The sequence below is a fragment of the Enterococcus aquimarinus genome, from assembly GCF_001885765.1.
GTDB lineage: Bacteria > Bacillota > Bacilli > Lactobacillales > Enterococcaceae > Enterococcus_I > Enterococcus_I aquimarinus.
This window is the reverse complement of sequence record NZ_JXKD01000003.1, coordinates 87,815-107,937: the sequence shown is the minus strand read 5'-3', so window position 1 is coordinate 107,937 and position 20,123 is coordinate 87,815. Positions and strand designations below refer to the sequence as shown.

At 38.1% G+C, this 20,123-nt stretch carries 22 protein-coding genes and 2 tRNA genes; 23 read left to right on the top strand and 1 reads right to left on the bottom strand.

What is annotated here, in order from left to right; genetic code table 11:
- Positions 1–61 precede the first annotated feature (61 nt).
- The 9 genes from RU93_RS03515 to RU93_RS12045 all read left to right on the top strand — a co-directional run bounded on the left by RU93_RS03515 (position 62) and on the right by RU93_RS12045 (position 4,932).
- Positions 62–964, top strand: a complete 903-nt coding sequence (locus RU93_RS03515) for a branched-chain amino acid ABC transporter permease (protein ID WP_071874225.1) — start codon at positions 62–64, stop codon at positions 962–964.
- A 10-nt stretch (positions 965–974) separates the two neighbouring features.
- Positions 975–1,952: a branched-chain amino acid ABC transporter permease gene (locus RU93_RS03510; RefSeq protein ID WP_071874224.1), complete on the top strand. Its 978-nt coding sequence runs from the start codon at positions 975–977 to the stop codon at positions 1,950–1,952.
- Complete coding sequence (locus RU93_RS03505) at positions 1,933–2,709, top strand: ABC transporter ATP-binding protein (RefSeq protein WP_071874223.1); 777 nt, start codon at positions 1,933–1,935, stop codon at positions 2,707–2,709. Before RU93_RS03510 ends, RU93_RS03505 begins: the two co-directional genes overlap by 20 nt.
- Positions 2,709–3,410: an ABC transporter ATP-binding protein gene (locus tag RU93_RS03500; RefSeq protein WP_071874222.1), complete on the top strand. Its 702-nt coding sequence runs from the start codon at positions 2,709–2,711 to the stop codon at positions 3,408–3,410. The genes RU93_RS03505 and RU93_RS03500 overlap by 1 nt, the downstream gene beginning before the upstream one ends.
- 3 nt (positions 3,411–3,413) lie before the next feature.
- On the top strand, positions 3,414–4,058 hold the full coding sequence (locus RU93_RS03495; RefSeq protein ID WP_071874221.1) for a CBS and ACT domain-containing protein: 645 nt from the start codon (positions 3,414–3,416) through the stop codon (positions 4,056–4,058).
- A gap of 133 nt (positions 4,059–4,191) precedes the next feature.
- On the top strand, positions 4,192–4,422 hold the full coding sequence (locus tag RU93_RS03490) for a DUF2969 domain-containing protein (protein ID WP_071874220.1): 231 nt from the start codon (positions 4,192–4,194) through the stop codon (positions 4,420–4,422).
- Between the two features lie 74 nt (positions 4,423–4,496).
- A tRNA-Tyr gene (locus RU93_RS03485) sits at positions 4,497–4,580 on the top strand.
- Position 4,581: 1 nt separating this feature from the next.
- Positions 4,582–4,653, top strand: a tRNA-Gln gene (locus tag RU93_RS03480).
- A 114-nt stretch (positions 4,654–4,767) separates the two neighbouring features.
- The gene (locus tag RU93_RS12045; RefSeq protein WP_169818083.1) at positions 4,768–4,932 is read left to right on the top strand and encodes a hypothetical protein; all 165 of its coding nucleotides are present in this window, start codon (positions 4,768–4,770) and stop codon (positions 4,930–4,932) included.
- A 32-nt stretch (positions 4,933–4,964) separates the two neighbouring features.
- Here the strand turns inward: RU93_RS12045 and RU93_RS03475 are convergent, their stop codons facing one another.
- Positions 4,965–5,594 (bottom strand): YigZ family protein, encoded by a 630-nt coding sequence (locus RU93_RS03475; RefSeq protein ID WP_071874219.1) that lies wholly within the window; start codon positions 5,592–5,594, stop codon positions 4,965–4,967.
- 117 nt (positions 5,595–5,711) lie between these two features.
- On the opposite strand from RU93_RS03475, the gene RU93_RS03470 reads away from it, so the two are divergent.
- The 14 genes from RU93_RS03470 to pstB (RU93_RS03405) all read left to right on the top strand — a co-directional run bounded on the left by RU93_RS03470 (position 5,712) and on the right by pstB (RU93_RS03405) (position 20,084).
- Entirely contained in the window at positions 5,712–5,999 is a 288-nt protein-coding gene (locus RU93_RS03470; RefSeq protein ID WP_071874218.1) for a DUF7662 domain-containing protein, read from the top strand.
- A 93-nt stretch (positions 6,000–6,092) separates the two neighbouring features.
- Positions 6,093–6,425, top strand: coding sequence for a PTS sugar transporter subunit IIB (locus RU93_RS03465; RefSeq protein WP_071874217.1), 333 nt, complete (start codon positions 6,093–6,095; stop codon positions 6,423–6,425).
- A gap of 75 nt (positions 6,426–6,500) precedes the next feature.
- Positions 6,501–7,817 (top strand): ATP-dependent helicase ComFA, encoded by a 1,317-nt coding sequence (locus tag RU93_RS03460; protein ID WP_071874216.1) that lies wholly within the window; start codon positions 6,501–6,503, stop codon positions 7,815–7,817.
- Between the two features lie 23 nt (positions 7,818–7,840).
- Positions 7,841–8,491 carry a ComF family protein gene (locus tag RU93_RS03455; protein WP_245785363.1) on the top strand — a complete coding sequence of 217 codons (651 nt, stop codon included), beginning with the start codon at positions 7,841–7,843 and terminating at the stop codon, positions 8,489–8,491.
- A gap of 133 nt (positions 8,492–8,624) precedes the next feature.
- Positions 8,625–9,176, top strand: a complete 552-nt coding sequence (gene hpf / locus RU93_RS03450) for a ribosome hibernation-promoting factor, HPF/YfiA family (protein WP_071874214.1) — start codon at positions 8,625–8,627, stop codon at positions 9,174–9,176.
- A 786-nt stretch (positions 9,177–9,962) separates the two neighbouring features.
- Entirely contained in the window at positions 9,963–12,455 is a 2,493-nt protein-coding gene (gene secA / locus RU93_RS03445) for a preprotein translocase subunit SecA (RefSeq protein ID WP_071874213.1), read from the top strand.
- 163 nt (positions 12,456–12,618) lie between these two features.
- Positions 12,619–13,738 (top strand): peptide chain release factor 2 gene (prfB, locus tag RU93_RS03440; protein WP_143139411.1). Its coding sequence is split into 2 segments (ribosomal slippage): positions 12,619–12,690 and positions 12,692–13,738, totalling 1,119 coding nucleotides; the frame shifts between segments, so codons are not numbered across the junction.
- Positions 13,739–13,833: 95 nt separating this feature from the next.
- Positions 13,834–14,520 carry a cell division ATP-binding protein FtsE gene (gene ftsE, locus RU93_RS03435; RefSeq protein ID WP_071874211.1) on the top strand — a complete coding sequence of 229 codons (687 nt, stop codon included), beginning with the start codon at positions 13,834–13,836 and terminating at the stop codon, positions 14,518–14,520.
- Entirely contained in the window at positions 14,513–15,403 is an 891-nt protein-coding gene (gene ftsX, locus RU93_RS03430) for a permease-like cell division protein FtsX (protein ID WP_071874323.1), read from the top strand. The genes ftsE and ftsX overlap by 8 nt, the downstream gene beginning before the upstream one ends.
- 306 nt (positions 15,404–15,709) lie before the next feature.
- Entirely contained in the window at positions 15,710–16,564 is an 855-nt protein-coding gene (locus RU93_RS03425) for a phosphate ABC transporter substrate-binding protein PstS (protein WP_071874210.1), read from the top strand.
- A 121-nt stretch (positions 16,565–16,685) separates the two neighbouring features.
- Positions 16,686–17,606, top strand: a complete 921-nt coding sequence (gene pstC, locus RU93_RS03420; RefSeq protein ID WP_071874209.1) for a phosphate ABC transporter permease subunit PstC — start codon at positions 16,686–16,688, stop codon at positions 17,604–17,606.
- Entirely contained in the window at positions 17,606–18,490 is an 885-nt protein-coding gene (pstA, locus tag RU93_RS03415) for a phosphate ABC transporter permease PstA (RefSeq protein WP_071874208.1), read from the top strand. Before pstC ends, pstA begins: the two co-directional genes overlap by 1 nt.
- 10 nt (positions 18,491–18,500) lie before the next feature.
- A complete protein-coding gene (gene pstB / locus RU93_RS03410; RefSeq protein ID WP_071874207.1) occupies positions 18,501–19,307 on the top strand; it encodes a phosphate ABC transporter ATP-binding protein PstB in 807 nt (268 codons plus the stop codon).
- 18 nt (positions 19,308–19,325) lie between these two features.
- Entirely contained in the window at positions 19,326–20,084 is a 759-nt protein-coding gene (gene pstB / locus RU93_RS03405; RefSeq protein WP_071874206.1) for a phosphate ABC transporter ATP-binding protein PstB, read from the top strand.
- The last annotated feature ends 39 nt before the right edge of the window (positions 20,085–20,123 follow it).

Below are 20,123 nucleotides of genomic sequence, written 5' to 3'. Positions count from 1 at the left end.
AATCAACTTTAGGTTTTGTCACAGCTTTTTTCAGAAAATTAATGATTCGGAAGTGATACTAATGGAAATAATCATTCAACAGCTGATTAACGGCTTATTTCTAGGCAGCATTTACGCGTTAATGGCGTTAGGATATACGATGGTTTATGGCATTATTAAATTAATCAACTTTGCCCATGGTGAAATTTATATGATTGGTAGTTTTATTGGCTACTTTTTAATTCATCAATTCAATGATTGGGGTATATTCCCGAATGGTTGGGGCTTCTTTGTAGCAATGATTGTCTCAATGATTGTCAGTGCAGCTTTAGGTGTAATTATCGAAATTCTGGCTTACCGCCCTTTACGAGGCGCAACGCGAATTTCGGCGTTAATTACGGCCATTGGGGTTTCTTATTTACTACAAAACCTCATGATTTACTTTTTCTCTCCAGATACAAGACCTTTTCCGCAAGCAATTGAGCGGAAACTTTATACCTTTAGTGGAATAAGTGTCAGTAATATTCAATTGTTAATCTTATTTGTTTCCGTCTCTTTGATGTTATTATTACAAATAATTGTAAAAGGAACAAAGATGGGGAAAGCGATGCGGGCAGTCAGTGTCGATCCAGATGCTGCTCAACTGATGGGAATTAACGTTAACCGGACGATTTCTTTTACGTTTGCATTAGGTTCGGCGCTCGCAGCTGCAGGGGGAATGTTAATTGGTTTATATTATAATTCGATTGATCCAATGATGGGTGTCGCTCCCGGTCTTAAATCATTTGTCGCAGCGGTTTTAGGAGGAATTGGTATTATTCCAGGGGCTGCCTTAGGTGGATTTGTGATTGGTTTAATCGAGACACTTTCCACAGCGGTTGGATTTTCGGATTACAAAGATGCGTTGGTATACGGCGTCTTAATTGTCATCTTAATTATTCGACCAGCCGGTATTTTAGGTAAAAATGTGAAAGAGAAAGTGTAGGTGGACACAAATGAAAAAAAATCTAAAATATAATATAACTTGGACAGCCATCGCAGCCATTTTCTATTTTGTATTGTTTTTCTTATATAATTCGGGAAAAATAAATATTTTTACTGACGCCATTATTGCCAACATTGGTATCAACATTATTTTAGCGGTCAGTTTGAATTTAATTATTGGATTTGGGGGTCAATTTTCTCTCGGTCATGCGGGATTCATGGCAATAGGAGCCTATGCGACGGCGATTATTACCGCAAAAAGTCCAACTTTTTTAAGCTTCTTTCTAAGTATGTTAGTAGGAGTCATTATCTCCGGTGTCATTGCATTAGTCGTAGGGATTCCTACTTTACGTTTGAAAGGTGATTATCTCGCGATTGCCACACTAGGAGTCTCTGAAATTATTCGTATCTTAATTATTAACTTTAGTGGTTTGACAAATGGTCCGTCCGGGATTTTTGGACTTCCATTATTTAGTAACTGGCAAATTATCTTTATTGTGATGGTTTTAACGATTGTCTTTATTTCGAATTACATGAATAGTAGTTTTGGGCGACGGACGTTATCGGTTCGAGAAGATGAAATCGCGGCAGAAGCGATGGGGGTCAATACAACGAAATATAAAGTTCTCGCTTTTGTGATTGGCGGTATTTTTGCTAGTATTGGTGGAAGTCTCTATGCAAGTTATCAACAGTCCGTTTTCCCAAGTGACTTTACGTTTATGAAGTCGATTGATATTTTAATCATTGTGGTTTTTGGTGGCATTGGTAGTACAACTGGAGCAATTGTATCTGCAGTTGTTTTAGGCTTCCTCAATATGTATTTGCAAGATTTAGGTAACTTACGGATGATTTTCTATGCGCTCGCGATTATCCTTATTATGATTTTTAAACCAGGTGGCTTACTGGGTAGTAAAGAATTTTCAGTCAAAAAAATCTTCCAACGATTTGGAAAAAAAGGGGGAGAATCGAATGCCTCTACTAACCGTTGAGAAATTAACGAAAAACTTCGGTGGCTTAACTGCGGTTTCTCATGTCAATTTAACGTTAAATGAAAATGAACTTGTCGGTTTAATTGGCCCCAATGGCGCTGGAAAAACGACCCTATTTAACTTATTAACGGGTGTTTATGAACCAACGTCAGGTGATGTCTTATTTAATGATGGCAGCAAAACAACGCGCTTAAATGGAATGAAACCTTATAAAATTGCCGAAATTGGACTCGGTCGAACGTTTCAAAATATTCGCTTATTTAAAGATTTGACTGTTTTAGACAATGTCTTAATTGCGATGCGCGAGGTTGAAAAGGCATCATTTTTAGCGAATATCTTGCGTTTGCCAAAATTTTATCAAACAGAACAAAATTTAAAAGAAAAGGCGGCTGAACTCTTAGCTATTTTTCAATTAGAAGATAAAATGGAGACATTAGCACGCAATTTACCTTATGGGGAGCAACGTCGGCTTGAAATTGTGCGTGCACTAGCGACGCAACCAAAAATTCTCTTTTTGGATGAACCAGCTGCTGGAATGAATCCACAAGAAACAGCCGAGTTAACTGATTTAATTTACCGAATTCAAAAGGAATTTAGAATTACGATTATTTTGATCGAACATGATATGAATCTAGTCATGGATGTCTGCGAACGAATTTATGTGTTAGAATACGGTCAAGTCATTGCTGAAGGTACCCCGGATGAAATTAAGGGGAATGCACGAGTGATTGAAGCTTATTTAGGAGGGGAAATCTAATGTTAAAAGTGGAAAATTTATTCGTTAAATACGGACTAATTGAAGCCATTCACGATGTTTCCTTTCATGTTGAACAAGGAGAAATCGTCTCACTCATTGGAGCCAATGGTGCGGGGAAAACGTCTATTTTACGAACGATTTCTGGCTTAGTTCGACCTTCAGGCGGTTCAATCACCTTTGAAGGAAAAGCGATTGAAAAAGAAGCACCGCAAAAAATCGTGATGCAAGGATTGTCACAAGTACCAGAAGGACGCCATGTATTTGCAGGACTCACCGTTCAAGAAAATTTAGAAATGGGCGCTTTTCTTCGAAATGATAGCGAGTTAAAACAAGACTATGAGGCGGTTTATCGCCGTTTTCCGGTGTTAAAAGAACGCAAAAAACAAGATTCTGCCACTCTTTCTGGCGGCGAACAACAAATGCTGGCAATGGGTCGAGCATTAATGTCACGTCCTAAACTTCTTTTATTAGATGAACCGTCCATGGGACTTGCACCGATTTTTATTCGTGAAATTTTTTCGATTATTGAAGAAATCAAGGCGCAAGGTACGACCGTGTTATTGATTGAACAAAATGCGAATATGGCACTCTCTATCGCAGATCGAGGGTATGTCTTAGAAACTGGGAAAATTGTGTTAGAAGGAACCGGTCAAGAATTATTAACGAGTGAATCTGTGAAAAAAGCATACTTAGGAGGATAAATCATGAGTGTAAAAGATTTTATGTCGACCAATTTAATTACGGTTAGCCCGACAACGCCGATTTTCGATGCGGTTGATTTGATGAAGCAACATAAAATTCATCGTTTGCCGGTAGTGGAAGGGACGACGTTGATTGGATTAATTACAGAAGGTGTGATTCAAGAAGCATTGCCTTCAAAAGCAACAAGTCTAAGTGTGTACGAAGTCAATTATCTGTTAAACAAAACATCTGTAAAAGAGATCATGATTAAAAAAGTCGAAACCATTGGACCAGACGCTCTGTTAGAAGATGGAATTGCGCAAATGCGTCAAAACAACGTTGGGGTTTTACCAGTCATTGAAGAAGGAAAGTTAGTCGGAATCATTACTAATAATGATATTTTCGATGCTTTCTTAAAAATTACGGGTTATTATGCGGGTGGAACGCGTGTTTCCTTAGCAGTGGCTAACGATCATCCTGGAGTATTAGCCGATATTACGCGCGTTTTAGCGCAAAAACAATTGAGTATTTTAACGGTTGTTGTGGATCGTCAAAATGCTCAAACAGTTGTGGAACTTCAAATTGAAACAAAAGAGGCACAACTGGTCAAAGATATTCTAAGCGATGCGGGCTTTACCGTCATCAGTGCTGTTGTGACGAATCCTTAACGTTGTTAGCTAGAAACCGAGTGATTGGTTTCTAGCTTTTTAAGTTAAAAGTTTCAAATGAGATCCTATTTTATGTGAAATAGTACTCGTAAAATATCAAAAATATGCTAAGATAGAGAACGAGGTGAAAAATATGAAAAAAAATAAAGAGATACAAATCCGTATGGAAGAGAAAAAAAGAATTCTTCAAGGACAAGAATATGAAGTGACAGAACTTTATATTGGGAAAAAGAAAATTGGTGAGATTTTAGCTTATGGTGTGAAGGATTTTCAAGCATTCATGGATGACGAAGCAATCGGCTCAAATAAGACATTTGAACTTGCGGTAGAGGCAATTATTCGTCAATGGAATTTACATGAATAATTTTTGAAAAAAGACTTGCATTACTCTGAAAAATTTTGTATTATAAGTGAGTCAGGTTTTTCAGTAAACCTTTTGGAGGAGTAGCGAAGTGGCTAAACGCGACGGACTGTAAATCCGTTCCTTCGGGTTCAGTGGTTCGAATCCACTCTCCTCCACCATTGGGGTATAGCCAAGCGGTAAGGCAAGGGACTTTGACTCCCTCACGCGTTGGTTCGAATCCAGCTACCCCAGTTATTTTAACGAAAGAGTAACGTTTATCGTTTACTCTTTTTTTATTTGAAAAATTCGGTCTTTTAGGCTACTCTTAAATAAACGTAAAATAAAAGAGAGTAGGAGTGATTAAAAATGAAATTTGATTTTCATTTAAAAGAACAAATCGTGGATGCCGTTGAACATCTTTATGATTTGTCGAAAAAAAATGTAATTGTTAACATCACACAAAAAGGAATTCGAGTGTCAGAAAAACGACCAACGAAACAAACGATTAAATGGCGTGCGAAAAATCACTAAAAAAGAGATGAGTTTAGCCTCATCTCTTTTTGTTATGTTATCGGAATTTCAGTTGGAATAAATTTTCCTATTTCAAAAGTGACTTGGTTATTTAATAATTCGACAATTTCGGCTTGTGTGCGTTCTATTTCATCGACGGTGAGGCAAACGGTCACTTCGTTAGTAAATTGCGTGTCTTTAATCGGATAGTCGTTCAATTCTAAAAAATGTTGTAATTTTCCTAGTAAAGAATACTCAATCGTAACGAACAGTTCTTGTTGTGTTTTGATTTCGACGATTCCCACTTGTTTTAACGCCTCAGAGACCGCGGTGGAATAGGCTCTGATTAAACCACCTGCACCCAATTTTGTGCCACCGAAATATCGAGTCACGACCGCCACAACGTTAATGATCTCATTTTGTTTTAACACTTCAAGCATCGGTGTCCCGGCTGTTCCACTAGGTTCGCCATCATCGCTTGAACGGATTAGATGGCCGTCACTTCCAATAATAAAAGCACTACAGTTATGATTCGCTTTCCAATGTTCTTTTTTTATCTGTTGAATCATCGTACGCGCTTCTTCTTCTGTTGTGACACGTTGAAGAAAACAGATGAAACGTGATTTTTTGATGTCAATTTCCCATTGGCCATTTTCTTTAATCGTTCGATAACTTTCTAGCAAACGTCATCCCTCGCTTTCGTTTATTCTAGTATAAGGAAAAAAGCACGAGATATCAATTTTCTTAAGGTTGCATTTTTGACAAAGAAGCTAGATAATAGAAAGAAAAGGGTGAGAAGTTTGGTTGAACGCAAAAAAAAATACGATGTTATCACAAACTATCTTCGAAATAATGGGGGCACCCAGGTGACGTTAACGTTTACCCAAATCAATGAACTTCTTTTTCCAGCAAGTGGCTTGCCACGGACCGCGCGGACAAGTACAGACTGGTGGGCAAATGATTATTTATATCCTGAAAAAGGTGCGTATGCCTGGCTGAATGCGAACTACGAAGTGATTCATGTCGATTTACAAAAAGAATATGTGGTTTTTAGACCATTATTAAAAGCAACATGGTTAGAAAAATAACAACAATCTTCATTGACAAAGTAGTAGATTGTTTTATAATTTAACAGGATAGGATTCGTTTGATTTTAATAACAATAAAGTGGGGGAAATAAGATGGCGAAAAAAACAATTATGTTAGTTTGTTCAGCAGGAATGAGTACCAGTTTGTTAGTCACTAAAATGCAAAAGGCTTCAGAAGTTCAGGGGTTTGATACCGATATTTTTGCCGTATCAGCTTCAGAAGCAGATCATCATTTAGAAAATAAAGAAGTGGATGTCTTGTTATTGGGTCCACAAGTTCGTTTTATGAAAGCGGATTTCGAGAAACGACTTGCACCAAAAGGAATTCCACTAGAAATCATTAATATGGCAGATTATGGCATGATGAACGGCGAAAAAGTTTTACAACAAGCCTTTGATTTGATTGAAAAAAATAAAAATAGTTAATTAAGATAAAATAAGCACGAAGGAAAAAAATCCTTCGTGTTTTTTCGTATTCTCTATTATAGAGGTGAGGCCTAAATGGAAGAGTTCATCGGTAGACAAGTGGTCCTGAGTCAAGCGCGTGTTCAAGAATTGAATGACCCGCATTTTTATATACGTCCAGCGATGTCGATTGAAAAACATGTTACTTGTCAGCGATGTGGAAGTCAGTTAGCCAAAGCAGAACATCGCTTGCCTAGCGGGAAATATTTTTGTTCCGTTTGTTTAAAGTTCGGGAAGTTGACGAGTGATGATCGGTTAGTGTCCATCATCGAATCACCGGACTCACAGCTTCCTAGAGAGGTTCTATTAACGTGGCAAGGTTCTTTAACAACGCTCCAACAAACCATTACTGATCGCTTGTTACAGTCGCTTCAAGCAGGGCGTGATAGCTTGTTGTGGGCAGTCACAGGTTCAGGTAAGACCGAAATGATTTTCCCGCTGATACACTCAGTTCTAGCAAAGGGCGGGCGTGTTTGTGTCACGTCGCCACGAATAGATGTTTGCCGCGAATTATATCCTAGATTAAAAAGTGCGTTTGTGTTAGAGACTGTATTATTACTCCATGGAAATTCTGAAGAAAGTTATTGCTATCGAAAATTAACGATTTGCACGACCCACCAATTACTGCATTTTTATCAGGCTTTTGATTTAATTATTGTGGATGAAATTGATGCCTTTCCTTATGAGGGGGATCAAATGTTACGCTATGGTCTAAAACAAGCATTACATCTCAATGGGCGTTTAATCTATTTAACCGCCACCCCTCCGCTACATCTAATAAGAGAAGTCGAAGCGACGTTTGCTATTGAAAAATTACCCGTTCGGTTTCATAAAAGACCCTTGATTGTTCCTGAATGTCACTGGTACCTTCGGTGGGAATCTTGTTACAAAAAGCCATCGCGCATGAAGAAATTCTTAAAGCTGTTACGTGAATTATTACAAGACAATGACGTGTTAGTTTTTTGTCCAAGTCTTTCTTATATGGATGCCTTATGTCGGGCAACTTCCCGTTTTTTTGCGGCGGATATCATTACCAGTGTGCACGCAGAAGACGAAAATAGAAAAGAAAAAGTTGAGAAGATGCGCCAAAAGAAATATCGAATCTTATTTACCAGTACGATTTTAGAGCGAGGAGTGACCTTTGAACGGGTTTCAGTGATTGTGATGGGCGCTAACCACGCAGTATTTAGCAAATCTGCTTTGGTGCAAATTGCCGGACGTGTTGATCGTAAAGGTGCCTATCATCATGGGCGAGTCCTCTTTTTTTATAATCAAAATACGCAAGCGATGCGACAAGCGAAAAAAGAAATTAAGGAGATGAATGCTTTGGCGAAGAAAGTTGGTGACACATGAGATGTAGTTGGTGTCAAATACTAATGAATCGCAATTTGACTATCAAAGAAATGCTGTGGCCGACGACGATTATGAATCAATGTTGTCAAAGATGCCATAGCCGTTTAACTCCAACCCCAAAACAGTCTTGCCCCACTTGTCGAAAAAGTGGGGTGATGGAAAAGTGTGAGGATTGTATTTTGTGGCAACGACACTTCCCAACCTATGATTTTATGCATCATGCTTTTTTTGTATATGATTCGGCTTTTCAAGAGTGGTTATTTCAGTATAAGTTTTTAGGGGATTATCGCTTACGAACCACGTTTACAACTGAACTAAAATCCTATTTTAAACAAGAGCGCCATAGTCTGATTTGTCCAATTCCTCTCTCGCAAGATCGGTTTTTAGAGCGCGGATTCAATCAGACCCAAGCGTTGTTAGATGCTGCTTGCATTCCAACTGTTCAATTATTAGAAAAAGCGATCCATACTGCACCACAAGCGCAAAAAAATCGTATTGAACGCTTAGCGGTACCGCAACCTTTTGTGCCGACTAACAGGGTCCATTTAATTAAAGGGAAGAAGATCATTTTGTTTGATGATGTCTATACCACAGGGCGTACGCTCTTTCATGCAGCAGATGTTTTAAGGCAATATCAACCAGCGATGATTCGGACAATCTCCTTGGCTCGCTAAGACTGTTAAAAAGAAATGGATTTTGGTAACGATTTCTTTTGCATTTCTCATAAAGTTCGATATAATAGAAGTAAGAAGAGGGAAAGAGTGGTCCTTCTCTCTCTTTAATTGGTAGACGAAAGGGGCAATTGTTATGTTTAGATATAATGTACGTGGAGAAAATATCGAAGTCACAGAAGCGATTCGTAGCTATGTAGAAAAGAAAGTTGGTAAATTAGAACGTTACTTTAATGATGTTCCTGATGCAACAGCACACATCAACTTGAAAGTGTACACAGAAAAAACTGCGAAAGTCGAAGTGACGATCCCGCTACCTTATCTTGTATTGCGAGCTGAAGAAACTTCACCAGATCTCTATGCAAGCGTAGATTTGGTTGTCGATAAATTAGAACGTCAAATTCGCAAATTTAAAACAAAAATTAACCGGAAATCTCGTGAAACAGCAATTCCAAATATGAAGACAAGTTCAATCTTTGTGGATGAAGCCGAAGAAGAAAACAATTCAGAATTAGAAATTGTTCGTACGAAGCGTTTATCATTAAAACCAATGGATAGTGAAGAAGCCGTATTACAAATGAACATGCTAGGTCATAACTTCTTTATTTTTGAAGATGCAGAAACAAATGGCACAAGCATTGTTTACCGTCGTAAAGATGGAAAATACGGGTTAATCGAAACAGACTAACTTTTAATAAATTTTAGAATAAAAAGCAAAAGTCCTATGTGACTTTTGCTTTTTTGTATTTTTATAACGATATTGTGGCTCTTCACCAAATGGTGTTGATGGAATTTCGCGCTTCCCTACGAAAAACCGCCTTGTGTGAGGGGGCTGCGAGACCGCTTCGAGCCTAGGTCGCTCAGCTCAAAAGCTTCAAACTCTAGGTAAGTGCTAAAGCACAAACCTAGAGTCATTCACATTTCGTCTTTTGACGCAGCCAACACAAGGCGTTTTTCTCCGGTCCGCTAGTTTCTAATCTCTTTTTGGTGCATATTTTGTCAAAAATTGAAAGAAATGATAAAAGAAAATAGTTTAGTAATGAGCCCATCATCTCTAAAAATAAACTATCCTAAGTAAAGTGTTGAAGAAAGATACGGATATCAGTCATCAACACTAAACGTTATACAACCGCGATTGCAGTGTTTGAGCGATTCATAGAAAAAATGATAGGGCACCTAAGAATCGTATCATAAAAAGAAAATTATGAACGATTTTTTTACAAGTAGACTGAGTATATTGCAAACTCCTCGAACGCAAGATTTCTCATTTACTTTCTTTTATCGTGAAATTATCTTTTTTCAAAGATAATCTATCAGATTAACCCTTGATGCCAAAAGAAGCATGGCTATTTGATTTTAGCGAGAGATTAGTAGAAAATGTAGCATTCCCGAGGAACAAATGATAAAATGGATTGGAGACTTTTTGATTACTAAAACGTAAGAAGAATTGAATTAGAAGGAGACTTGCTTTGTAATGGCTAATTTTTTAAAGAATTTAATAGAAAATGATAAAAAAGAATTAAAGCGTTTAGAACAAATGGCAGATAAAATTGAACTGCTAGCAGAACAAATGAGCGCTTTATCAGATGAAGAACTTAGAGCGAAAACAGAAGAATTTCGCAATCGATATAAAAATGGTGAAACATTGGATGAATTATTAACGGAGGCTTTTGCAGTTGTTCGTGAAGCGGCTAAACGTGTCTTAGGATTATATCCATACCGCGTTCAATTAATGGGTGGGATTGTTTTACATGATGGTAATATCCCAGAAATGAGAACCGGGGAAGGGAAAACCTTAACGGCTACCATGCCTGTGTACTTAAATGCCATTACTGGACTAGGTGTCCATGTTGTGACGGTCAATGAATACTTAGCGACTCGTGACTCAACTGAAATGGGCGAGTTATATGAGTTTTTAGGATTGACAGTAGGCTTAAATATCAACTCAAAAACATCAGAAGAAAAACGCGCAGCCTATGCGGCAGATATTACATACAGTACCAATAACGAATTAGGTTTTGATTATTTAAGAGACAATATGGTCGTGTACCGTCATCAAATGGTTCAACGTCCGCTTAATTATGCGATTGTCGATGAAGTCGATTCGATTTTAATTGATGAAGCACGTACTCCGTTGATTATTTCAGGGCAAGCAGAAAAGTCGACTGCTTTATATACTCGCGCAGACAACTTTGTCAAACGATTGAAAGAAGACGAAGATTATAAAATTGATGTTCAATCAAAAACCATTACTTTAACCGAAGCAGGAATTGAAAAAGCGGAAGAAACCTTTGTCTTAGAGAACTTATATGACATTGAGAACACGGCGTTAACGCATCACTTGGATCAATCCCTTCGCGCAAATTATATTATGTTACGCGATATTGACTATGTGATTCAAGAAGGAAAAGTCTTAATCGTCGATCAATTTACCGGTCGTATTATGGATGGTCGTCGTTATTCTGACGGCTTACATCAAGCAATTGAAGCAAAAGAAAATGTTGAAATTGAAGATGAAACGAAAACACTTGCGACCATTACGTTCCAAAACTTTTTCCGGATGTATAAAAAATTAGCCGGAATGACAGGGACTGCCAAAACAGAAGAAGAAGAATTCCGCGAAATTTATAACATTCAAGTCATTCAAATTCCAACGAATCGTCCCATTGTCCGTGATGACCGTGCAGATTTACTTTATCCAACACTACAAAGTAAATTTAAAGCAGTTGTAGAAGACATTAAAGAGCGTTACCGTAAAGGGCAACCAATCCTTGTCGGAACCGTTGCAGTAGAGACATCGGAGTATCTTTCTGAGTTATTACACCAAGCAAAAGTACCACATGAAGTGTTAAATGCGAAAAATCACTTTAAAGAAGCCGAAATTATTTTAAACGCTGGTCAAAAAGGGGCGGTAACAATTGCCACCAATATGGCAGGTCGTGGAACCGATATTAAACTTGGTTTAGGTGTGGCCGAGTTAGGTGGGTTAGCTGTCATTGGGACAGAACGTCACGAATCTCGACGGATTGATAATCAATTACGCGGACGTTCAGGTCGTCAAGGAGATCCAGGTGTTTCTCAATTTTATCTTTCTCTTGAAGACGATTTGATGAAACGCTTTGGTTCTGAACGAATTAAAGCTTTCTTAGATCGCATGAATATCGATGAAGATGATGCTGTGATTCAAAGTAGAATGCTTTCGAAACAAGTAGAATCTGCGCAAAAACGGGTTGAGGGAAATAACTATGATACTCGTAAAAACGTCTTACAATATGATGATGTGATGCGTGAACAACGTGAAGTTATTTACCGTCAACGTCAACAAGTGATTATGGAAGATGAGACGCTATCTGCTCAATTAATGGGAATGGTAAAACGTACGATTGATCGGATTGTCGACGGTCACGTTCAATTAGAAAGTAATGTCGTGAATTATCAAGGAATTGTTGATTTTGCAGGAAGTGCCTTAGTTCATGAAGATTCCATTTCGCTTGCAGATTTAGAAGGCAAAAAACCACAAGAAATTAAAACGATGTTACTTGACTTAGCGCAAGCGAAATTTGATGAAAAAGCGCAACATTTAAATAGTCCAGAACAATTGTTAGAATTTGAGAAAGTTGTTATTTTGCGAGTTGTTGATGCAAAATGGACCGATCATATTGATGCAATGGATCAATTACGTCAATCTATTGGCTTACGTGCATACGGGCAAAACAATCCATTAGTTGAATATCAAACAGAAGGCTATGATATGTTTGAAACAATGGTTGGGGCGATTGAATATGAAGTTACGCGCTTATTCATGAAATCTGAGATTCGTCAAAATGTTCAAAGAGAACAAGTCGTTGAAGCTCAACCAACAACGCAACCTGCGATTGAAGCAAAAAATATCGGTCGTAATGACTTATGCCCATGTGGTAGTGGGAAAAAATATAAAAACTGTCATGGTAGAAACCAAACAGTATAAGGATTGGTGGAGCTGTGGCATATATCTGTCATGGCTCCGTTTTTTGTATGGGTCTTTAGAAAACAGACCGTTTTTTAGTTAAGTTAGCGAATATGAGATAGATGTATTACGATAAATAAGTGCCGCTTAAGGTAATGATGAATAATAGAAAGAAGGAATGAATATGGAATTATCAGAAATCCGTCATCAACTCACAGAGATGAATCAAAAAATCACAAGCTTTAGGGGGTCTCTTTGACTTAGATCGCCTAGAAGAAGAAATTGCCCAAGTGGAACATCAAATGGCCGAACCTGGCTTTTGGGATGATAGTATGGCTGCTCAAAGTATTATCAATGCGAATAATAGTAACAAAGAAACCTATGACCGTTTTCATCGACTGGCTAGTCAAGTAGAAGAACTAGAAATGTTGCTTGAGATGTTGCAAGACGAATACGATGTTGAAATCGAAACGGAATTGTTAACCGGATTGCGTACTTTAAAAGAAGAGATGAGTGTCTACGAACTATCGTTATTACTTGATGGTCCATATGATCATAGTAATGCTATCTTAGAACTACATCCTGGAGCTGGTGGAACAGAATCTCAAGATTGGGGTAGTTTGTTGTTGCGCATGTACCAACGTTGGGCCGATCATGAAGGCTTTAAAGTCGAAATGATTGATTATCAAGCAGGAGATGAAGCGGGTATTAAGAGTGTAACTTTATTAATTAAAGGACACAACGCATATGGTTATTTGAAATCTGAAAAAGGCGTGCATCGTCTGGTTCGTATTTCACCTTTTGATTCAGCTAAGCGTAGACATACGTCATTTTGTTCAGTTGATGTCATGCCAGAACTCGATGAGACGATTGATATTGCCATTAACTCAGATGATTTAAAAGTCGATACCTACCGGGCAAGTGGTGCTGGAGGACAACATATTAATACGACCGATTCAGCCGTCCGTATTACCCATTTACCAACAGGTGTGGTCGTTGCTAGCCAAGCACAACGATCGCAGTTAAAAAATAGAGACCAAGCGATGTCGATGTTAAAGGCTAAACTCTATCAGTTAGAAGTTGAAAAACAAGAACAAGAAGCTGCTAGTCTACGTGGGGAACAAAAAGAAATTGGTTGGGGCTCACAAATTCGTTCGTATGTTTTCCATCCTTACTCGATGGTGAAAGATCATCGCACGAATTATGAAACTGGAAATATTCAAGCAGTGATGGACGGAGAGTTGGATGGATTCATTGATGCTTTCTTAAAAATGCAACTAAATGAAAATAATCCACAAAAATGATGGAATTGCAATCAAATTGTAACTTAGTGCAAGCGAAATGAAACATAGCAATGCTATAATAATCCAGTATCGATAAAAAAGGTGGAGAGATAAGCATGATAGAAATGCAGGATGTAATGAAAAAATACTCGAATGGTACAACTGCGATTCGTAACCTTTCAGTTTCAATTAAACCAGGTGAATTTGTTTATGTCGTTGGTCCTAGTGGTGCGGGAAAATCAACGTTTATTAAATTAATGTATCGAGAAGAAAAAGCAACCAAAGGCCTGTTAAACATCGCTGGCTATGATTTATTAAAAATCAAAAATAAAGATGTGTCGAATATGCGTCGTGAAGTCGGCGTCGTCTTCCAAGACTATAAGTTACTTCCCAAAAAGACAGTGTATGAAAATGTCGCATATGCGATGCAAGTAATCGGTCGTAAACCGCGTGAAATTAAAAAGCGCGTCATGGAAGTCTTAGATTTAGTTGGACTAAAGCATAAGGTTCGTGTCTTTCCTAGTGAATTATCTGGGGGAGAACAACAAAGGGTATCGATTGCGCGTGCCATTGTCAATACTCCTAAAGTATTAATTGCCGATGAGCCAACGGGAAATTTAGATCCAGAAAATTCATGGGAAATCATGAAACTTCTTGATCGCATTAATGCCCAAGGAACGACTATTGTGATGGCAACCCATAACAGTACCATCGTTAATACGATCCGTCATCGTGTGATTGCGATAGAAAATGGTCGCATTATTCGTGACCAAGTAGAAGGAGAGTATGGATACGATGATTAGAACATTCTTTCGTCATATATTAGAAAGTCTTAAAAGTTTGCGTCGCAATGGATGGATGACAATCTCTTCTATTAGTGCTGTGACGATTACATTAGCTTTATTAGGTGCCTTTTTAATGATTATTTTAAATACTGTTAAATTAGCTGAAGACATGGAAAACAACGTAGAAGTTTCTGTTTTCATGAATCACGGTGTCACGCAAGAAGAGCAAGATGAACTAGAAGCGACTTTAAAAGCTTTACCCCATGTCGAATCGGTTGAATTTTCAAGTCAAGATGAAGAACTTGAACGAGTAAAAGAATCTTACGGAGATGTTTGGGGATTATTTGATCAAGATAATCCATTGTTAAATGTTTTTATTGTGCGTGCAACAGAACCGCAATATGTTAAAGATATTACGAAGGCAGCACAATCCTCAGAGTATAGCAAAGTGGTGCACAAAGCGACGTATGGGGAAGATTTATCAGATAAAATTTTTGGGATTGCAGAAGGCGTACGCACTTGGGGCTTAGTTGGTTCAGGTTTGTTACTTTTTGTAGCAATGTTCTTAATCTCTAATACAATTCGAATCACGATTTTATCACGTGAACGTGAAATCCAGATTATGCGCTTAGTGGGTGCTAAAAATGGGTATATTCGCTGGCCGTTCTTTTTAGAAGGTGGTTGGATTGGTCTTTTCGGGTCTGCGCTTCCAGTTGCGTTGATTATTTTGGGCTATCCTGAAATTTATCGGATGCTAAATCCTATTTTACTCCGCTCTAACTATAGTTTACTTGAACCAGGTGTCTTAATGTTTCAAGTGAGTGGTGCTTTAATTCTTATTGGTATTACGATTGGATCACTTGGTTCGATTATCTCAATGAGACGTTTTTTAAAGATTTAATCTTCAATAAGAAAGAAGTAGTGAAGTATGGGCTACTTCTTTTTTTTGTCCTATTCGTAAACGTTCTGGACCAAATTTATTTTTCTACTAAAAAGGTAAGAGTGGGTGTTAGTAAGAACATTATGATAGAATAAGTGTAAGAATCATCTCAATTTTTGGAGGTTATGGGTGGCATTCTTTTTTTCGAAATGAAAAGAGAGGTTCATCTTTTAGTGAATTCTAATTTCAAAAAGTTTAGGGAAATGTTAAGATAGAAAATGAAAGGGAATTTAAATACCTATTAATTTTAATATAAGGAGTTTCAGTATGAAAAAAAAATATGCAGCAATAGCAATACTAGGATTAATGACCGTTTTAAGTGGTTGTGCAAGTTGGATTGACCGTGGGGAATCCATTACGGCCGTAGGGTCTTCTGCTTTACAACCGTTAGTTGAAACCGCGGCCGAGAGTTTTCAAACAGCGAATCCAGGCCGCTTTATTAATGTCCAAGGTGGAGGAAGTGGTACAGGCTTAAGCCAAGTCCAATCTGGAGCCGTTCAAATTGGGAATTCTGATGTTTTTGCGGAAGAAAAAAGTGGAATTGATGCCTCTAAATTAATTAGTCATCAAGTTGCAGTCGTGGGTATTACACCGATTGTAAATAAAGAAGTCGGACTAACGGATATTACGATGGAAGATTTACGACGGGTCTTTATTGGTGAAGTCACAAACTGGAGTGAAATTGGCGGTAACGATCTCAAAGTTGTCTTATTAAATCGTGCCAATGGTAGTGGGACAAGAAATACGTTTGAACGTTGGGTTTTAGATGGTGCGACAGCCAAACAATCACAAGAACAAGATTCAAGTGGAATGGTACGGCAAATTGTAGCCGACACGCCAGGTGCGATTAGTTATGTTGCTTTTTCTTATGTCAATGACGAGGTGTTAACGTTAAAAATTGATGGTGTAGAACCGATAGATGACAATGTCCGGACAAATCAATGGGTTATTTGGTCTTATGAACATATGTATACTAAAGGAGAGCCAACAGGTTTAACCAAAGATTTTATTGACTATATTTTATCAGAGGATGTACAAGAAAATATTGTTGGAAAATTAGGCTATATTTCCATTTCTTCAATGCAAGTGCAACGAGATTGGGAAGGAAATCTTCTACCTTAATACCGGGTTTACACAAAATTTACAAACTTTACGTTCGATTTACAAAAGGTTAAAGTAAAATTGACTTACAACGAGTAGACTAGTTAGAGGTAGAATCAATAGATTTTGAGGAGGCTTTCTCTTGGAAGATGTAAAACAAATATTAATGAAAAAATCAAAACGTGCAAAAATGGAACAAAGAGGAAAATTAATTAGCTTATTTTGTATCTTATTAATTGTTCTTGTAGTTGTTTCCATCTTTTATTTTGTAGCAAGTAAAGGACTCGCAACGTTCTTTGTCGATAAAGTAAATTTCTTTGACTTCCTATTTGGAACGAAGTGGAATCCTAGTCAAGTAGGAGAAAACGGGCAACCTTTAGTGGGGGCTTTACCGATGATCGTCGGTTCGTTTTTAGTGACTTTTTTATCAGCGATTGTGGCGACGCCTTTTGCGATTGGCGCAGCTGTTTTTATGGTTGAAATTTCACCAAAACAAGGACAAAAAATCTTACAACCAGTCATTGAGTTACTCGTTGGGATCCCTTCCGTTGTTTATGGTTTTATTGGATTATCGGTTATTGTTCCAGCCGTCCGTTCGGTATTTGGAGGAACAGGTTTTGGTATTCTAGCAGGGACGTTTGTCTTGTTTGTCATGATTTTACCAACTGTTACGACAATGACGGTCGATGCTTTAAAGAGTGTGCCACGCCATTATCGTGAAGCATCGCTCGCATTAGGCGCAACTCGTTGGCAAACAACTTATAAAGTAGTTTTACGAGCGGCAGTTCCAGGTATTTTAACCGCAGTTGTTTTTGGTATGGCGCGTGCTTTTGGAGAAGCGCTAGCGATTCAAATGGTAATCGGAAATGCGGCACTACTTCCTACTAGCTTGGTTACACCATCGTCTACGTTAACATCGATTTTAACGATGGGAATTGGAAATACGATCATGGGAACGGTTGAAAATAACGTACTTTGGTCATTAGCGTTAATTTTGCTCTTTATGTCATTAGTCTTTAACATTGTGATCCGCTTAATTGGGAAGAAAGGAAGTCTGAAATAATGAATGCAAAGAAAGTTGATAAGTTAGCAACAGGTATTTTATATGGCATCGCAGCTGTGATTGTCATGATTTTAGCCTCGTTGTTACTTTATATTTTAGTTCGTGGACTTCCTCATATTTCTTGGGAATTTCTGACACAACCTTCACGTGCTTATGAAGTAGGTGGCGGGATTGGGATTCAATTGTTTAACTCGTTCTACCTATTATTTATTACGATGTTAATCAGTTTCCCGATTTCTTTAGGTGCCGGAATTTATTTAGCAGAGTATTCAAAGAAAAACTGGGTGACTGATGTGATTCGGACGGCGATTGAAATTTTAAGTTCGCTTCCATCAGTGGTCGTCGGTTTGTTTGGATTCTTGATTTTTGTTATTCAATTTGAATATGGATTTTCTATTATTTCAGGGGCATTAGCGTTAACGTTCTTTAATTTACCTTTGCTGACTCGGAATGTGGAGGAATCATTAAAAGCCGTTCATTTCACGCAACGTGAAGCGGGACTTGCCCTAGGGTTATCTCGTTGGGAGACAGTCTTACGCGTCATTGTGCCGGAAGCGACACCTGGTATTTTAACTGGCGTTATTTTAAGTTCAGGAAGAATTTTTGGTGAAGCTGCCGCGCTCATCTACACGGCAGGGCAAAGTGCACCAGCCTTAGATTTCACCAACTGGAATCCATTGAGTGTTTCGAGTCCAATCGGTTTATTCCGTCAAGCAGAAACATTAGCGGTTCACATTTGGAAAATCAATACAGAAGGCACAATGCCTGATGGCGCAGCTGTTTCTGCTGGAGCGTCAGCAGTCTTGATTTTGGCTGTTCTAGGCTTTAACTTTGGTGCCCGGGCAATTGGTAAACGACTACACAAAAAATTAACTTCTGCTTAAGGAGACTCAGATGAAAACATATAATTGGGAAGAACGTAATATTATTACAATGGAAAATCCTGAAGACGTTGTTTTGCATACGAATGATTTGCATGTTTGGTATGGTGACAACGAAGCAATTAAAGGTGTCGATTTACAATTCAAAAAGAATAAAGTCACGTCATTAATCGGCCCGTCAGGTTGTGGGAAATCGACGTATCTGCGGTCATTAAATCGAATGAACGATGAGATTGCGCATACGAAAGTAACGGGAGAAATCATGTATAAAGGCGTGAATATCAACTCTAAACAAGTAGATGTCTATGAAACGCGTCAACGAATCGGGATGGTTTTTCAACGTCCAAATCCTTTTAGTAAGTCAATTTATGAAAATATCGCTTTTGCTTTGAAACGTCATGGTGAAAAAGATAAACATAAACTCGATGAAATCGTCGAAACAAGTTTGAAGCAAGCCGCACTATGGGAGCAAGTAAAAGATTCACTCGATAAAAGTGCCTTGGCTTTATCTGGTGGTCAACAACAACGACTTTGCATCGCCCGTGCGATTGCGATGAAACCAGATATTTTATTATTAGACGAGCCAGCAAGTGCGTTAGATCCAATTTCAACAGGTAAAGTAGAAGAAACGATTGTGAGTTTAAAAGATGATTATTCAATCGTTATCGTGACACATAACATGCAACAAGCTGCGCGGATTAGTGACTATACTGCCTTCTTTTACCTTGGTCATGCGATTGAATACGACGAAACAAGTAAAATCTTTACTCGTCCTAAAATCCAAGCGACCGAAGATTATGTTTCTGGACATTTTGGTTAAGAAAGGCAGGAGAAAAAAATGAGTGAAATCATCCTTTCCTCGAGAGATTTACATTTATATTATGGCAAAAAAGAAGCCTTAAAAGGCATTGATTTAGAGATTAACAAAGGCGAAATTACCGCGATGATTGGACCTTCCGGTTGTGGGAAATCGACTTATTTACGTTCATTAAATCGAATGAACGATTTGATTCCAGGTGTTACGATTACCGGGAGCGTCATGTATAAAGGTCGTGACATTTATAGCCCTAAGACTGATATCGTTGAATTACGAAAAGAAATTGGCATGGTTTTCCAACAACCGAATCCCTTTCCATTTTCGATTTATGAGAATGTCATTTACGGCTTAAAACTAAAAGGCGAAACGAACAAACAAGTCTTAGATCAAGTGGTCGAAGAAAGTTTGAAAGCTGCATCTGTCTGGGAAGATGTCAAAGATAAATTACATCAAAGTGCCTTGTCTCTTTCCGGTGGTCAACAACAACGGGTTTGTATCGCCCGCGTGCTAGCAGTCGATCCTGAAATTATTTTATTAGACGAACCGACGAGCGCACTCGATCCAGTTTCTTCCGGAAAAATTGAAAATACGTTGTTAGAATTAAGAGAAAAGTATACAATGATCATAGTGACGCACAATATGTCACAAGCTTCACGTATTTCAGATAAAACTGCTTTTTTCTTAAATGGTGATTTAATTGAGTTTGAAGATACGAAAAAAATCTTCTTAGATCCTAAAAAGAAAGAAACAGAAGATTATATTTCTGGCCGTTTTGGTTAATAATAAACTTACCTATAAAGTAAAGTAGCGGAAGGAAGA

Bases quoted from the DNA above. Each gene is read 5' to 3' on its own strand.
- RU93_RS03490 (WP_071874220.1), top strand. From the start codon at position 4,192: ATGAAAAAAAATAAAGAGATACAAATCCGTATGGAAGAGAAAAAAAGA.
- pstA (WP_071874208.1), top strand. From the start codon at position 17,606: ATGAATGCAAAGAAAGTTGATAAGTTAGCAACAGGTATTTTATATGGC.
- RU93_RS03465 (WP_071874217.1), top strand. From the start codon at position 6,093: ATGGCGAAAAAAACAATTATGTTAGTTTGTTCAGCAGGAATGAGTACC.
- RU93_RS12045 (WP_169818083.1), top strand. From the start codon at position 4,768: ATGAAATTTGATTTTCATTTAAAAGAACAAATCGTGGATGCCGTTGAA.
- RU93_RS03455 (WP_245785363.1), top strand. From the start codon at position 7,841: ATGAATCGCAATTTGACTATCAAAGAAATGCTGTGGCCGACGACGATT.
- ftsE (WP_071874211.1), top strand. From the start codon at position 13,834: ATGATAGAAATGCAGGATGTAATGAAAAAATACTCGAATGGTACAACT.
- RU93_RS03505 (WP_071874223.1), top strand. From the start codon at position 1,933: ATGCCTCTACTAACCGTTGAGAAATTAACGAAAAACTTCGGTGGCTTA.
- RU93_RS03510 (WP_071874224.1), top strand. From the start codon at position 975: ATGAAAAAAAATCTAAAATATAATATAACTTGGACAGCCATCGCAGCC.
- RU93_RS03425 (WP_071874210.1), top strand. From the start codon at position 15,710: ATGAAAAAAAAATATGCAGCAATAGCAATACTAGGATTAATGACCGTT.
- secA (WP_071874213.1), top strand. From the start codon at position 9,963: ATGGCTAATTTTTTAAAGAATTTAATAGAAAATGATAAAAAAGAATTA.
- ftsX (WP_071874323.1), top strand. From the start codon at position 14,513: ATGATTAGAACATTCTTTCGTCATATATTAGAAAGTCTTAAAAGTTTG.
- RU93_RS03495 (WP_071874221.1), top strand. From the start codon at position 3,414: ATGAGTGTAAAAGATTTTATGTCGACCAATTTAATTACGGTTAGCCCG.
- RU93_RS03460 (WP_071874216.1), top strand. From the start codon at position 6,501: ATGGAAGAGTTCATCGGTAGACAAGTGGTCCTGAGTCAAGCGCGTGTT.
- RU93_RS03515 (WP_071874225.1), top strand. From the start codon at position 62: ATGGAAATAATCATTCAACAGCTGATTAACGGCTTATTTCTAGGCAGC.
- RU93_RS03500 (WP_071874222.1), top strand. From the start codon at position 2,709: ATGTTAAAAGTGGAAAATTTATTCGTTAAATACGGACTAATTGAAGCC.
- hpf (WP_071874214.1), top strand. From the start codon at position 8,625: ATGTTTAGATATAATGTACGTGGAGAAAATATCGAAGTCACAGAAGCG.
- pstB (WP_071874206.1), top strand. From the start codon at position 19,326: ATGAGTGAAATCATCCTTTCCTCGAGAGATTTACATTTATATTATGGC.
- pstB (WP_071874207.1), top strand. From the start codon at position 18,501: ATGAAAACATATAATTGGGAAGAACGTAATATTATTACAATGGAAAAT.